We start from the raw sequence: 13,847 nt of genomic DNA on the forward strand, positions 1-13,847 counted from the left end.
CAACGCCGGCGTCCGGGCCGGACATTCCCGGCTCGACCGATCGATGGACGTCCACAACCCGTCGTACGTCGGGGCGTGAGTGTCCCTGGCGGCGTCTAGGGTGTGGAGCGTCCGCCCTGACGTCCCAGGAGATGTGCCCGCCGATGCCCGACCTGCTCGACGCCCTCGACCCCGAGCAGCGCCGGGTCGCCGAGGCGCGGGGTCGCTCCGTGAGCGGCGTCGACCCGACCACGGTCGGCCGGGTATTCGCCGGCTACGAGGAGCTCAAGCGCGAGCAGGGCCGGATGGACATGGAGGACGTGCTCCTGCTGACCGCCGGGCTGCTGGCCGAGGACGAGCGAGTCGCGGCCCAGGTGCGCCGGCAGTACAAGTGGTTCGTCGTCGACGAGTTCCAAGACGTCTCGCCGCTGCAGTCGACGCTGCTCGACCTGTGGCTCGGCGGCCGCAACGAGCTGTGCGTGGTCGGCGACCCCGCCCAGACCATCTACTCCTTCGCCGGCGCCGACGCTCGCTACCTGCGGGAGTTCGCCCGCCGGTTCCCCGGCACCACCTCGGTGGAGCTGGTGCGCAACTATCGCTCCACCCCGCAGGTCGTCGACGCCGCCAACACGCTGCTGCGCGGCTCGGAGAGCCAGGGCGTCGAGCTGCGCTCCCAGCGCGAGCGCGGTCCGGCGGTCACCTACAGCCAGCGCAGCGACGAGGTCGCCGAGGCTGAGGCGGTCGCCGCCGCGCTGGAGCGGCTGCACGCCGCCGGCCGGCCCTGGTCGGAGATGGCGGTGCTCTTCCGGATCAACGCCCAGTCCGAGACCTTCGAGGAGGCGCTGACCGGGCGTGGCGTCCCCTACGTGGTGCGCGGCGCCGCCCGGTTCTTCGAGCGGCCCGAGGTGCGCGAGGCGGTCACCCGGCTGCGCGGCGCCGCCCGCTCCGACGCCGACGGCGAGCTGCTCGAGACCGTGCACGCCACCCTCGCCGGGATGGGCTGGACGCAGCGGCCACCCGAGGCGCGCGGGCAGACCCGCGACCGCTGGGAGTCCTGGCAGGCCTTGGTCGACCAGGCCCACGAGTACGCCGAGGCCGGGGGAGGCGCTGCACCGGCCTCCTTGGCGGACTTCGTCGCCGAGCTCGACCGCCGGGCGGCCGAGCAGCATGCCCCGGTCGCCGACGGCGTCACGCTGGCCACCTTCCATGCCGCCAAGGGCCTGGAGTGGGACTCGGTCTTCCTGGTCGGGCTGCAGGAGGGCACGCTACCGATCAGCTATGCGCTCGACTCGCCCACCGCGGTGGAGGAGGAGCGCCGGCTGCTCTATGTCGGCATGACCCGAGCCCGGGTCGACCTCCACCTCAGTTGGTCGCTGGCCCGCCAGCCCGGAGGCCGCGCCAGCCGCAAGCCGTCCCGGTTCCTCGACCCGCTGCTGCCCGAGCAGGCCCGGCCGGCGCCCACCAGCAGCGCGAACCGGCGGGCGAGGATGTGCAAGACCTGCGGCGGGCCGCTGGGGACGGCGGCCGAGAAGAGCCGCGGCCGGCACGAGGACTGCCCGGCGCCGTACGACGAGGAGCTCTTCGAGCGGCTGCGCAGCTGGCGTCGGGAGGCGGCCGGCAACAAGCCCGCCTTCACCGTCTTCACCGACGCCACCCTCGAGGCGATCGCCGAGGTCAGGCCGGACTCACCCAGGGCGCTGCTGCGCATCAGCGGCGTCGGGAAGTCGAAGCTCGAGGCCTATGGCGAGGACGTTCTTGCGCTGATCGCGGCGTCGGCGTGAAAACATGGCGGGAATTCGTCGGAAAAAGGACGTTTAATCGTTTGCCGCGTCAGAACCGCGCAGGATACGGTGCTGACACAAGCCCGAAACGCGCATCACGGAGCTGACGACTCCCGCGCCCGACTCACCGAAGGAGGTGGCCCCCATGAGCATGACCCTGATCCCGATGGCCGAGAAGCCGTCCTTCGGCATGCCCGCGTGCGCCTCCACCTTCACCGGTCGGGCTCACAACGCTGCGTGGACGATCCCGGCCGGCGTCGCTTCCCACACCTACGCCCTCACCCAGGGAGTGGTGGATTTCGGCACCAAGCGTCGCACCGCCACGGGGACCACTGCCTGGAGACCATCCGACTGTTGAGAGACAGCCAGAGTGCCTCCAGGCCGCGGACCCGACACCGGGATCCGCGGCCTTCTTGTTTCTCAGCCCACAGATGTCCAACACAACACCGCGATCAGGTCAGTGAAAGGAGGTGACACATGACCGCCGTACTCGAGCCCACGCTCGGCCTCTTGCACGACGAGGCGGATCGGGTCGACGAGGAGCTGCTGCCGTGCCGGGTGAACAACCCGGAGCTGTGGTTCGCCGAGTCGCCCGCCGACGTCGAGTTCGCCAAGTTGCTGTGTCGGGAGTGCCCGGTCCAGCAGCTGTGCCTCGCTGGAGCGCTCAGCCGGCGCGAGCCCTGGGGAGTCTGGGGCGGAGAGCTGTTCCTACAAGGAGTGGTGATCCCCCGCAAGCGCCCCCGTGGCAGGCCCCGCAAGCACGCCGCATGAACCCGACCTACCTCTGAATCACACGAGAACCGACATGAACACTGACCGACCCAGGAGCACCAAGATGTACTTGATCAACGAAGACCTGGCGCGTGCGCAAATGGCCGCGCGCCTGGGAGAGGCGCAACAGTGGCACCGGGCCCACAACCTGACCCGGGCCCGCCGGCTCAGCCGCAAGGCGGAGAAGGCGGCACAGCAGGCGCGCCTGGCCCTTGCCCGCGTCCTGTAGGCGCGCCGTGCGCGCCACACGCGTGGGGAGCCTCGCCGTCACGAGGCGCCTCCGACACCCCTGATCGCGGGAGTGTGCACGGTCGGCCCGTCCGAGTCCTCGACTCGGGCGGGCCGATCTACATTTGGTCCCATGCGAACCTGTGACCACTGCGGTCGCACCGAGGACGACCCGGCAGTCCTGCTGACCTGGTCGACCGCCGTCGAGCACGGCCGGACCAAGAACTTCTGCGCCGAGTGCTCGCGTCGGCACCTGCGCGCGATGGAGGGCAAGCTCGACTCGGCCTGGTGGTGACTCAGCCGGCGAGCGCATCCCAGGCGCAGCCGCAGTGTGGATGGCGCAGCCAGGGGTGCTGCCGCGGCATGCCCTGGTCGATCTCGACGGTCGCCGACCAGGTGGTGGGCCGGTCGCCGCGACCGTAGGCGAGCAGGTCGCGGGTGAGCCACGCCAGCGCCAGGGCCCGCGTCGCCGGGTCGACCGGGCCGGGCAGGCCCGCGGCGGCGACTTGGTCGAGTACGACGCCGCGGTGTGGGTCGCGCTCGGCGTGGGCGGCGTCGATGCAGCGCAGGCATGCCGTCACGCCGGGTACGACGAACGGCCCCAGCTCCCAGCCCCACGGCGTCGTGGTGGCCACCAGGTGACAGGTGCCGCACCGCACCAGCGGATCGACCGTCTCCCGACGCAGGGCGCCGTGGGCCACGATCACCCGGACGGTGCCGTCGGCGGTCACGGCGAGTCCCGCGGCGCGCAACAGTACGCCGAGCTCCTCGGTGAGCGCCGGTGGCCCGGAGACCGACACCGACACATGTGCGCCGGGGGAGCCCGACGTACCGGGGGCCAGCAGCCCCGCCGCGACCAACGCCGCGAGGGTGGCCCCGGCGGACCCGTCGGACGGCAGTGGCGCCCCGTCCACCAGCGCCGCCAGGGTGCGTCGTACCGCCGGCTCGTCGGGCAGCACCACCCGGCGGGGCGGGTCGATGCCCACCTGCAGGTGCCGCGGGTCGCGGCGTACGACGGCGAGGCCGGGGTGCAGGCGATGGGTCATGCCGGTCAGCGTCACACGGATCGAGGATTCGGTGCGGGCGCTATCCACAGGCGAACGGCCCCGGACCAACGGATGGTCCGGGGCCGTTCTGAGGTCTGGCTGGTGTCAGGCCTTGCCGAGGATGCGGTTGAGGTTGGTGCCACAGACCGGGCAGACGGCCTTGGCCATCTTGGTGCCCTTGTCGTTCACCTTGATCTCACCCGTCGCCTCGCGCTTCTCCTTGCACTTGACGCAGTAGAACTCGCCGCTCCAGCTCTCCGCCATGACGGCCTCCTTGCCTATTCCTCGTGGTCGTCGCGACGGGGTCAGAGGGGGAAGCCCGCCGGAGCCCAGCCGCGTGTGCCGCTGAGCCGACTCGACCTTACGGCACACGGGGCCGGGATGGGCAACACGGGGCCACGCTCGTCTTCCGCGTGTCGCGGCGTGGACGACGCCGGTGGCGGCCTCCTCATCCGGGCATGAGGAGACCCCCGGTGCCTGGATCGTCCTTCGCCTTCCCCTTGCGAAGGCCGTCCGGCGGCGCCGGGGGTCTCGTCTCCGAAGAAAACTAGGAGGGGCACGCGACCAGGTCAACGCCCGTCGTCCTCAGCCTGTGGACAACGTTGTGGGCCACGCTGTGCAGAAGCCGCCGAGCCGGTGGAAGAACGCCACCTTGGCTGGGAGGAGACTGTGGAATCCTGGACGGCGAGAGCGCTGAGTTTTGCGCTGACCTGCGACGATGTGTCTCCACCGGGTGTGGAGCAATTTTTCTCGAGGGAGGAGCGGCGTGGCGCAGCCCCAGGAGTACGGCGTCGGCCCGGTGGCGGCGCTGCGGCGCATCGCCTTCCTGCTCGAGCGGGGCCGCGAAGACACCTACAAGGTCAAGGCGTTCCGCAACGCCGCCGCCGCGATCCTGCCGCTGCCGGAGGAGGAGGTACGCCGCCGCGCCGCCGAGGGGACGCTCACCCAGCTGCCCGGCGTCGGCGCCAGCACGGCCGCGGTGATCGCCGAGGCGGTCTCCGGCGCCGTACCGGCGCGGCTGGAGGCGGCCGAGCGCGAGTACGGCGGCCCGCTCGCCGCCGGGGGAGCGGGCCTGCGGGCCCGGCTGCGCGGCGACCTGCACTCCCACTCGGACTGGTCCGACGGCGGGTCGCCGATCGAGGAGATGGCCTTCACCGCGATGGAGCTGGGCCACGAGTACCTCGTGCTCACCGATCACTCACCCCGGCTCAAGGTGGCGCGCGGGCTCTCCGCGGAGCGGCTGGCCAAGCAGTTGGGCGTGGTCGAGGCGGTCAACCAGCACCTCGACGGCGGCTTCACGCTGCTCAAGGGCATCGAGGTCGACATCCTCGACGACGGCGGCCTCGACCAGACCCCGGAGATGCTCGCGCGGCTCGACCTGCGAGTGGCCAGCGTGCACTCCAAGCTCGCCATGGAGAAGTCCGCGATGACCCGGCGGATGGTCACCGCGATCAGCACCACGTCGATGAACGTGCTGGGCCACTGCACCGGCCGACTCGTCACCGGCAACCGCGGCACCAGGACGGGCTCGACGTTCGACGCGCGGGCCGTCTTCGAGGCCTGCGCCCAGCACGGCGTGGCGGTGGAGATCAACTCTCGGCCCGAACGCCGCGACCCGCCCACTCGACTGCTTGAGCTCGCCCGCGACCTCGGCTGCCTGTTCTCGATCGACTCCGACGCGCACGCGCCCGGCCAGCTGGACTTCCTGGTGCTCGGCTGTGAGCGTGCCGAGGCGGTCGGCATCGAGCCGGATCGGATCGTCAACACGTGGCCGCGGGAGCGCCTGCTGGCGTGGGCGAACAGGTAGTTTGCACGCCATGGACACCTCCGCAGCCGCCCGGCCGGAGGTGGAGGTACGCCGTAGCAAGCGTCGCCGGCGTACCGTCTCGGCCTATCGCGACGGCGACCGGATCGTGGTCCTGATCCCGGCGTCGATGTCCCGCCGCGAGGAGGCGGAGTGGGTCGAGACGATGGTGGCCCGGCTGGAACGCTCCGAGCGGCGACGCAAGCCGACCGACGACGACCTGCTCAAGCGCGCGCTCGGTCTCTCCGACCGCTACTTCGGCGGGCTGGCCATCCCGGAATCGGTGCGCTGGGTGGAGAACCAGAACAGCCGCTGGGGCTCCTGCACGCCACTGGACCGCAGCATCCGGCTCTCCGCGCGGCTGCAGGGAATGCCGTCCTGGGTGCTCGATTACGTGCTGGTGCACGAGCTGGCGCACCTGTTCGAGCCGCACCACAACGCGCGGTTCTGGGGCTGGGTGGATCGCTTCCCGCAGGCCGAGCGGGCCAAGGGCTTCCTGCTCGGCTGGTCGGCGGCGGCGCGCATCGACGCTCCACCGAGCGACCTCGACCCCGGCGACGACGACCCCAGCGACGACGACCCCAGCGACGTCGAGTAGTTACTTTCGGCGGGTCGAGAGGTCACTTTCGGCGCATTGAGAGGTCACTTTCCGCGCATTGAGAGGTCACTTTTCGCGCCGCGTCCGCCGCTGTGGCCACTCAACCGGCCAGAAGTGACCTCTCAACCGGCCAAAGGTGACCATTCAACGGGCCGAAAGTGACCAATCAACGGGCCACAGGTGACCTCTCGAGGGTCAGGAAGTGACCTCTCGGCGGAGGGCGAGGTCGATCAGCTCGAGCATGTCGGGGTCGGCCGAGGGCAGGGCGTCGACCGGGAACCACCGCACGTCCAGTGACTCCTCCGAGACGGCGTGGACCGCGTCGGCCGGGGCGAGCGCCAGGAACCGGACGTCGTAGTGGTGCACGCCCTCGCCGCAGAACGGCACCTCGTGGTCACTGAGCTGCACCGGCACCGGGTCGAGCACCAGCCCGGCCAGGCCCGACTCCTCGGTCGCCTCCCGAGTCGCTGCCGCCAGCAGGGAGGCGTCCTCCGCCTCCAGATGGCCGCCGAACTGGAACCACCGGCGCGCCTTGGCATGCAGCGTCAGCAGCACCGCCGAGCGGTCGGCGGAGAGCACCAGCGTGGAGGCGGTCAGGTGGTGTGGCCGGTCGGCGCGGAACACCCCCGAGGCGTGCCCGGCCAGATAGTCGACGTAGCGCTGCCGCAGCCCGGCCTGACCGGCGCTCGGCGCCGGCCAGCCGGTCAGGACCGCCAGCGCGTCGTCCCGCAGCCTCACTCGCCGGAGGCGGAGGGGCCGGGTCCGTCGGAGCCCTCGGCGGAGCCACCGAGCAGCTTGCGCAGCTCCGCGTCGAAGTCGTCCTCCGACATCAGCTCGGGGGCATCGGCGCCCTCGCGGAAGCCGAGCGGGTCGTCCAGGTCGGCGGCGGTGGGCAGCAGCGCCGGCGACATCCACACGCCGTCGCGCGCCTCGACTCCCTGCCGAGTCCGCAGCGATCCCCACAGCGTCGCGGCGTCACGCAGTCGACGCGGCCGCAGCTCCAGGCCGACCAGGTTGGCGAAGACCTGCTCCGCCGGTCCACCGGCGGCCCGGCGGCGGCGTACCGCCTCCTGCAGCTTGCCGGCGGTGGGCATCCGCCCGGCGGTGGCCTGGCCGACCACCTCGTCGACCCAGCCCTCGACCAGCGCCAGGGCGGTCTCGAGCTTCTCCAGCGCCGCCTTCTGCTTGGCCGACTGGGGCAGCTCGAACATGCCGTTCTGGAACAGCTGCTGCAGCGACTCGGGGTCGTTCATGTCCACGCCGCGCATCTGCTCCTCGACGCGCTCCTGGATGGCCTGCAGGTTGACCTCGACGCCCGAGGCGTACTCCCGCACCGCCGAGACCAGGTGATCGCGCAGCCACGGCACCCCGGCGAAGAGCCGCTGGTGAGCGGCCTCGCGCAGCGCCAGATAGAGGAGTACGTCGTCCTCGCTCACGCCCAGCCCCTCCGCGAACGGAGCGATGTTGACCGGCAGCAGCGCGGCCCGGCCGGGCGCGGCGAGCGGGACGCCGACGTCGGAGAGGCTGAGCACCTCGCCGGCGAGCGCGCCCAGTCCGGAGCCGGCCTGGCTGGCCAGCAGCGCGCCGACCGCCTTCCCGAGGAAGCCGACCATCGGGCCGGCCATGGCCGCCATCTCCTGCGGTAGCGCGCCGCTGAGCGAGGAGACCGAGGAGGCGGCGACCGGCTCCACCAGCGTCTTCCAGACGTCGGCGGTGTTGACCAGCCACTCGGCCTTGCTCCAGGCGGTCGCGGTGCTCACGCCGGACGGGAACGACGTGGTGTCGTCGAGCCAGTGGTCGGCGAGCCGGACCGCGTCGGCGACGGCGTCCTTCTGCCGCTGCGTCGGCGTCGGGTCGGGGGTCGTGGCGGCGGCCTTGCGGGCGGTGTCGAGGGCGACGTCCCAGTTCAGCGGGCCGTCGTAGGGCTGCATGAGCGACTGGAGCTGCCCGAACAGCTGGCTCAGATCGGGCATCCCGGCCGGCATGCCACCCGCCATCTGCCCGAACAGGGCCTCGAACGGCGTGCCCTTGAACGGGTTCTGCGGGTCCTCGGGGTTGGGGGTCTCGCTCATGGGTCCAACGGTACGCGGCCGGAGAAGCACTAGGGTCGGCTCCATGACCGCCGTACGCCTCGTGGACATCCGCGAGACCCCACTGCCGGTCGAGGAGGTCGTCGCGGCCCTCGACGACGTCGCCGCCGGCGGGCTGACCCTCTTCGTCGGACGGGTCCGCGACCATGACGGCGGCCGCGGCGTGACCGGCCTGGAGTACGCCGCACACCCCACCGCGCCGGCCCGGCTGCGCGAGGTCTGCGAGCAGGTCGCGGGGGAGTACGGCGTCCAGGTCGCGGCACTGCACCGGGTCGGCGAACTGGCCATCGGCGACATCGCGGTGATCGTGGCGGCGACCGCCGGGCACCGCGGCGACGCGTTCGAGGCATCCCGGGCGCTGATCGACAGGCTCAAGCAGACGGTTCCGATCTGGAAGCACCAGCGCTTCGGGGACGGCACCGAGGAGTGGGTGGGCACGCCGTAGGGCGTGCCTGCGCCGACCCGTCACCCCGGCTCCGTAGGCTGGCGGGGTGGAGATCCTGCTCTGGCTTGTGCCGCCCGCGGTGGTGACGCTGCTGGCGATGGCATGGGTGGGCTGGATTGGGCGCGAGGGTCGTGGCGAGGTCGACCCCGAGGTGGCGGTACGCCGGATGGCCGCCGCGCTGAGCAAGCCCACCCAGCAGCGGTACGCCGCGGCCCGTCCGCGGCGTGAGCGCTCCACGGGCATCGCCGTACGCCCCTCGCGGCGGCCGGCCCCGACGAAACGCGCCTCCTGAGCACGTTTCCACCTGCTTGGGTGCGGATGAGAAGGTTGGCGCCATGACGCAGCGCACCCTGGCGGCCGTGATCGCCCTCCCGCTGGTGCTGGCGCTCATCATCGTCGCCTGGGTGGTGCCGCTGCCCTACAGCGTCTACCGGCCGGGCGTGACCATCAACGTGCTCGGCGACGGCAGTCCCGACGGGAAGCCGATCGTGCAGGTCAGTGGTCACCCGGTCTATCGCGACGGCGGTCAGCTACGGATGACCACCGTCTCGGTGACCCGTCGCGACACCCGGCTCGGGCTGTGGAGCCTGATGCAGGCGTGGTTCGACCGCGACGCCGCCGTCTACCCGAAGGCGGCCGTCTATCCCGACCTCAAGGGAAACGAGCAGTCCGACGAGACCGAGGGTGCCGTCGAGATGGCGAGTTCCCAGGACACCGCGACCGCGGTGGCGCTCAAGGAGCTCGGCTACCAGGTCACCCAGATGGTCGAGGTGGTCGCGGTGGAGCCGAAGGCGCCGGCCGACGGCCACCTGAAGACCCACGACCTCATCGAGAAGGTCAACGGCACCGCCGTGACCACGCCCGACCAGGCCGTCGCAGCGATCCGGAAGACACCGGCCGGCAGCCCGGTCGACCTGACGGTGCTGCGCGACGGCACGTCGACCCAGGTGTCCTTCAAGCCGGGGACGAAGGACGGCAAGCCCTACCTCGGCGTCTCGGTGGGGCTGGGCTACAAGTTCCCGTTCCAGGTCTCGGTCGACATCGATCCGGCGATCGGCGGCCCGAGCGCGGGGCTGATGTTCTCGCTGGCGATCTACGACACGCTCACCCCCGGCTCGCTCACCGACGGCAAGCCGATCGCCGGCACCGGCGAGATCGATCCCGACGGAACGGTCGCGCCGATCGGCGGCATCCAGCAGAAGATCCCGGCCGCCCTGCACGCCGGTGCGAAGCTGTTCCTGGTGCCGTCGAGCAACTGCCCCGACGCGGTCGGCGCGGACCACGGCAGCATGCGGCTGGTGAAGGTCACCACGATGGACTCCGCCGTCAAGGCGATCCAGGCCTGGACCAAGGACCCGTCGGCGAAGCTGCCCGCGTGCGGGAGCGCGTCATGACCGAGTCCGACTTCGAGACCGACCCCGCGCTGGCGGCGGCCGTGCTGGAGGTCGAGGAGCACGCCGCGCAGGAAGGCTGGGACCGGCCGGCGCGGCTGTACGCGCTGGTCGACACCGCCGCGCTGGCCGCGCAGGAGCCCGACCTGGCCGCGCTGATGGGGCTGGACGACGCGTCGGCGGCCGGCTCGCTGACGCCGATCGAGCAGGACCAGCTCGCCCCCGAGCGTCGGCTCGAGGAGGTGCTGCAGACGATCGTGTGGCCCGACGAGGTCGTCGGCTGCGCGGCCGTGGTCGAGCGGCTGGTGCTGCCGCCGGACGCCGACGGCCAGATCCCCGACGACGCCGCCGCAGCCGAGGAGTTCGCGCGCAGCCACCCCGATCGGCAGGAGGTGCGGATCGTGGCCGGGGTGACGCGCGCGGGTGCGTCGTACTGTGCGCTGCGGCTGCGCTCCCACGACGACCCGTCGTCGGTGATGGCCGGCGCCGATCTCGTCCCCCAGCTGACCCAGCTGCTCGCGGCCACGTTGGAGCCGGTCGAATGAGCGAGCTGTACGACGACCCGTCGGACGCGCCCTCGAGCCCCAACGGCCGGGTCCGGACGCTGGTGCTCTCGGCCGTCGTCCTCGTGCTGCTCATCATCGGCGTGACCCGCTTCGCGGCGTTCTACACCGACAAGCTCTGGTACGACTCGGTCCACGCCGGCCACGTCTTCACCACGCTGTTTTGGACCAAGGTGGTGCTGTTCCTGGTCTTCGGGGTGGTCATGGGCGCCTCGATCGGCGCGTCGATGCTGGTGGCGTTCCGGTCGCGGCCGTTCTTCCGCGCCGGCGACGAGCACAGCAGCCTGGCCCGCTACCGCGACGCCGTCACCCCGATCCGCACCTGGCTGTTCCTCGGCGTGAGCGTGATCGCCGGGATCTTCGCCGGCATCTCGGGGGCCGGGCAGTGGCGTCGCTTCATGCTCTGGCGCCACGGCGGCTCCTTCGGCCAGAAGGACTCCTACTTCCACAAGGACATCGGGTTCTACGTCTTCGACCTGCCCTGGTGGCACTATCTGGTCGACTTCGTCCTGGCCGCCTCCGCGCTCGCGCTGGTCTTCGGCCTGATCGTGCACTACCTGTACGGCGGCATCCGGCTCGGCGGGGGCGAGCGCCTGTCGAGCGCCGCCCAGATGCACCTGTCCGCGCTGCTGGGCATCTTCGTGCTGGTCAAGGCGATCGACTACTGGCTGGACCGCTACGACCTGGTGCACAGCAGCGGGCCCAGCTTCACCGGCATCGGGTTCACCGACGACCACGCCGTGCTGCCGGCCAAGAACATCCTGGCCGGCATCGCGCTGATCTGCGCGGTGCTGTTCTTCCTCAACATGTGGCGGCGCACCTGGCAGCTGCCCTCGGTCGGGCTGGCCCTGCTGGTGCTCTCCGCGGTGCTGCTCGGCCTGATCTGGCCGGCGATCGTGCAGGGCTTCCAGGTCAAGCCCTCGGAGGCCGACAAGGAGCGGCCGTACGTCGCGGCCAACATCGCCGCGACGCGGACGGCGTACGGCATCGACGACGCGCACGTGAAGGTCGAGGACTACTCGGACAACGCCAACGCGGCTAAGACCAGCCCGACCGCGCTCGACAACGCGGCCTCGGCGCTGCCGGTGGTCGACCCGAGCGCGGTGCAACGGCAGTTCGAGCAGACCCAGCAGGAGAAGTCGTACTACCAGGTCACCGACCCGCTCGACGTGGACCACTACGACGTCGACGGCCAGGATCGCGCGCTGGTGCTCGGCGTTCGCGAGGTCAACGAGCACGGGATCAGCGCCGGCGACAAGAACTGGACCAACCTGCACACCGTCTACACCCACAGCGACGGGGTGATCGCGGCGTTCGCCAACCAGCGCGACCTCACCGACACCACCGAGAGCCCCGAGCTGCAGTGGGCGCAGAACGCCACGACCGACGACCTGACCGGCGGCCCGATCGAGGACCGGATCTACTACGGCGAGGACAGCCCGGACTACTCCGTCGTCGGGCGGCCCAAGGGCGCCAAGCCGGTCGAGCTGGACCTGGGCGGGCACGGCTCGGGGAGCACCACCACGACGACGTACGACGGCACCGGTGGGGTGTCGATCCGGTCGACGTTCCGCCGGTTCCTCTATGCGGTGAAGTTCGGATCGGCCAACTTCCTGCTCAGCGAGCGGGTCAACGACGACTCCAAGGTGCTCTACAACCGCTCCCCGAAGGAGGCGGTGGCGAAGGTCGCGCCGTGGCTCACCCTGGATAGCGACCCGTATCCGGTGGTGGTCGACGGCCGCATCCTGTGGGTGGTCGACGGCTACACCACCACCGACCAGTACCCGGAGTCCGAGCGTGACTCCTACAGCGCGATGACCGACGAGGCGCTGCCGCAGAACAGCGCGCTACCGGTCGCGCCCACCGACCAGATCAACTACATGCGCAACTCGGTCAAGGCGACCGTGGACGCCTACAACGGCACCGTCACCCTCTACGAGTGGCAGCCGGACCCGATCCTCAAGGCGTGGGAGTCGGCGTTCCCCGGCGTGGTGAAGCCGAAGTCGGCCATCCCGGCGGACCTGCTGCCGCACCTGCGCTACCCCGAGGACCTCTACAAGGTGCAGCGCTATCAGCTGGCCCGCTACCACGTCACCTCGGCGGTCGACTTCCTGCAGGGCTCGGACCGGTGGGCGGTGCCGGAGGACCCGGTCAACGCCGGCCACCTGCAGACGCCGGTGCGGATGTTCATGGACGCCGATCCGACCACCGGCCAGACCGGTCAGGTGTGGTCGCTGACCTCGACGTTCGTGCCGAACAACCGCAACAACCTGGCCGCGGTGATGGCGGTGGACTCCGATCCCACCTCCGCCGGCTACGGCACGATCCGGATCCTGAGAGGCTTCGGGGAGAGTACGGCGGGGCCCGGGCAGATCGCCAACCTCTTCCAGACCAACTCGGTGATCAGCGGCGCGGTCGCGGACTTCTCCCATAGCAGCGGGCTGATCAGCTGGGGCAACATCTTGACGGTGCCCACGGCGCAACACGGGCTGCTGTATGTCGAGCCGGTCTATGCCAGCCAGGCGGGTGCGTCGTCGAGCTCCTACGCCGTACTCGCCTTCGTGCTGGTCTCCTACGACGGGCAGCTGGGCTACGGCCACACCCTGCAGGAGGCGATCACGGACGCGCTGACCGGCGGGGGAGAGGCGACCGAGACCACGCCGCCGCCCACGTCGCCGTCCTCCGCGCCCACCACGTCTCCCTCGGCGTCCCCGTCGGCGTCCCCGTCGGCGTCCCCGTCGAAGTCCCCCTCGACGACCCCGGCCGCGCCGTCGTCCACGACCGTGCCCGCCGGTGTCGGCACGCTCCTCGACGACGCCAAGCAGCTCTTTGCGGAGGCCGACCTGGCCGGCAAGGACGGCAACTACGCCCGCCGCGAGAAGCTCCTCGCCCAGGCCGAGGCCAAGGTCAAGGCCGCCGCCGCCCTCCTCTCCCCCTCCGCGACGCCCTGATTTGGGTGTCCTTGCCGGGTGCTGTAACGTTGGGTTCACCGACGCGGGGTGGAGCAGCCCGGTAGCTCGCTGGGCTCATAACCCAGAGGTCACAGGTTCAAATCCTGTCCCCGCTACCAGGGAAATGGCCCGCCGGAGATCAACCGGCGGGCCATTTCTATGCGCGGGAGTTGACGTCCAATGTGGACACAGCCAATTCG

The 13,847-nt window shown here is 71.1% G+C and carries 16 protein-coding genes and 1 tRNA gene; 13 read left to right on the forward strand and 4 right to left on the reverse strand.

All coding sequences use genetic code 11. The annotated features are described in order from the left end of the window. Positions 1 to 143 precede the first annotated feature (143 nt). The 5 genes from VHA72_RS06690 to VHA72_RS06710 all read left to right on the forward strand — a co-directional run bounded on the left by VHA72_RS06690 (position 144) and on the right by VHA72_RS06710 (position 3,054). Positions 144 to 1,760, forward strand: a complete 1,617-nt coding sequence (locus tag VHA72_RS06690) for an ATP-dependent DNA helicase UvrD2 (protein ID WP_325573670.1) — start codon at positions 144 to 146, stop codon at positions 1,758 to 1,760. 145 nt (positions 1,761 to 1,905) lie between these two features. After that, the gene (locus VHA72_RS06695) at positions 1,906 to 2,118 is read left to right on the forward strand and encodes a hypothetical protein (RefSeq protein WP_325573671.1); all 213 of its coding nucleotides are present in this window, start codon (positions 1,906 to 1,908) and stop codon (positions 2,116 to 2,118) included. A 119-nt stretch (positions 2,119 to 2,237) separates the two neighbouring features. Next, complete coding sequence (locus VHA72_RS06700) at positions 2,238 to 2,531, forward strand: WhiB family transcriptional regulator (RefSeq protein ID WP_325573672.1); 294 nt, start codon at positions 2,238 to 2,240, stop codon at positions 2,529 to 2,531. Between the two features lie 34 nt (positions 2,532 to 2,565). Continuing rightward, the gene (locus VHA72_RS06705) at positions 2,566 to 2,760 is read left to right on the forward strand and encodes a putative WhiB-interacting protein (RefSeq protein ID WP_524538576.1); all 195 of its coding nucleotides are present in this window, start codon (positions 2,566 to 2,568) and stop codon (positions 2,758 to 2,760) included. Positions 2,761 to 2,892: 132 nt separating this feature from the next. Further along, on the forward strand, positions 2,893 to 3,054 hold the full coding sequence (locus tag VHA72_RS06710) for a hypothetical protein (protein WP_325573674.1): 162 nt from the start codon (positions 2,893 to 2,895) through the stop codon (positions 3,052 to 3,054). Between the two features lies 1 nt (position 3,055). Here the strand turns inward: VHA72_RS06710 and VHA72_RS06715 are convergent, their stop codons facing one another. Together VHA72_RS06715 and VHA72_RS06720 are read right to left on the reverse strand one after the other, a co-directional pair. Continuing rightward, entirely contained in the window at positions 3,056 to 3,805 is a 750-nt protein-coding gene (locus tag VHA72_RS06715) for a hypothetical protein (protein ID WP_325573675.1), read from the reverse strand. A gap of 105 nt (positions 3,806 to 3,910) precedes the next feature. Continuing rightward, positions 3,911 to 4,069, reverse strand: coding sequence for a DUF5679 domain-containing protein (locus VHA72_RS06720; RefSeq protein WP_017934894.1), 159 nt, complete (start codon positions 4,067 to 4,069; stop codon positions 3,911 to 3,913). A gap of 502 nt (positions 4,070 to 4,571) precedes the next feature. Between VHA72_RS06720 and VHA72_RS06725 the strand changes: the two genes are divergently transcribed. Together VHA72_RS06725 and VHA72_RS06730 are read left to right on the forward strand one after the other, a co-directional pair. Then, a complete protein-coding gene (locus VHA72_RS06725; protein WP_325573676.1) occupies positions 4,572 to 5,612 on the forward strand; it encodes a PHP domain-containing protein in 1,041 nt (346 codons plus the stop codon). Between the two features lie 10 nt (positions 5,613 to 5,622). Next, positions 5,623 to 6,207 carry a M48 metallopeptidase family protein gene (locus VHA72_RS06730; RefSeq protein WP_325573677.1) on the forward strand — a complete coding sequence of 195 codons (585 nt, stop codon included), beginning with the start codon at positions 5,623 to 5,625 and terminating at the stop codon, positions 6,205 to 6,207. Between the two features lie 195 nt (positions 6,208 to 6,402). On the opposite strand, the gene VHA72_RS06735 is transcribed toward VHA72_RS06730, so the two are convergent. Together VHA72_RS06735 and VHA72_RS06740 are read right to left on the reverse strand one after the other, a co-directional pair. Then, positions 6,403 to 6,945 carry an NUDIX hydrolase gene (locus VHA72_RS06735; RefSeq protein ID WP_325573678.1) on the reverse strand — a complete coding sequence of 181 codons (543 nt, stop codon included), beginning with the start codon at positions 6,943 to 6,945 and terminating at the stop codon, positions 6,403 to 6,405. Then, on the reverse strand, positions 6,942 to 8,279 hold the full coding sequence (locus VHA72_RS06740) for a zinc-dependent metalloprotease (protein WP_325573679.1): 1,338 nt from the start codon (positions 8,277 to 8,279) through the stop codon (positions 6,942 to 6,944). Before VHA72_RS06740 ends, VHA72_RS06735 begins: the two co-directional genes overlap by 4 nt. Positions 8,280 to 8,322: 43 nt before the next feature. On the opposite strand from VHA72_RS06740, the gene VHA72_RS06745 reads away from it, so the two are divergent. The 6 genes from VHA72_RS06745 (at position 8,323) to VHA72_RS06770 (ending at position 13,766) form a co-directional block, all read left to right on the forward strand. Continuing rightward, positions 8,323 to 8,742: a molybdenum cofactor biosynthesis protein MoaE gene (locus VHA72_RS06745; protein ID WP_325573680.1), complete on the forward strand. Its 420-nt coding sequence runs from the start codon at positions 8,323 to 8,325 to the stop codon at positions 8,740 to 8,742. A gap of 46 nt (positions 8,743 to 8,788) precedes the next feature. After that, positions 8,789 to 9,034 carry a hypothetical protein gene (locus tag VHA72_RS06750; RefSeq protein WP_325573681.1) on the forward strand — a complete coding sequence of 82 codons (246 nt, stop codon included), beginning with the start codon at positions 8,789 to 8,791 and terminating at the stop codon, positions 9,032 to 9,034. Positions 9,035 to 9,077: 43 nt separating this feature from the next. Next, entirely contained in the window at positions 9,078 to 10,136 is a 1,059-nt protein-coding gene (locus VHA72_RS06755; RefSeq protein WP_325573682.1) for a YlbL family protein, read from the forward strand. Further along, positions 10,133 to 10,678 carry a PPA1309 family protein gene (locus tag VHA72_RS06760; protein WP_325573683.1) on the forward strand — a complete coding sequence of 182 codons (546 nt, stop codon included), beginning with the start codon at positions 10,133 to 10,135 and terminating at the stop codon, positions 10,676 to 10,678. The genes VHA72_RS06755 and VHA72_RS06760 overlap by 4 nt, the downstream gene beginning before the upstream one ends. Then, positions 10,675 to 13,647, forward strand: a complete 2,973-nt coding sequence (locus tag VHA72_RS06765) for a UPF0182 family membrane protein (RefSeq protein ID WP_325573684.1) — start codon at positions 10,675 to 10,677, stop codon at positions 13,645 to 13,647. Before VHA72_RS06760 ends, VHA72_RS06765 begins: the two co-directional genes overlap by 4 nt. A gap of 42 nt (positions 13,648 to 13,689) precedes the next feature. Next, a tRNA-Met gene (locus VHA72_RS06770) sits at positions 13,690 to 13,766 on the forward strand. Positions 13,767 to 13,847: the final 81 nt, after the last annotated feature.

Origin of the sequence: Nocardioides sp. (genome assembly GCF_035547795.1) — a bacterium.
Classification (GTDB): domain Bacteria; phylum Actinomycetota; class Actinomycetes; order Propionibacteriales; family Nocardioidaceae; genus Nocardioides.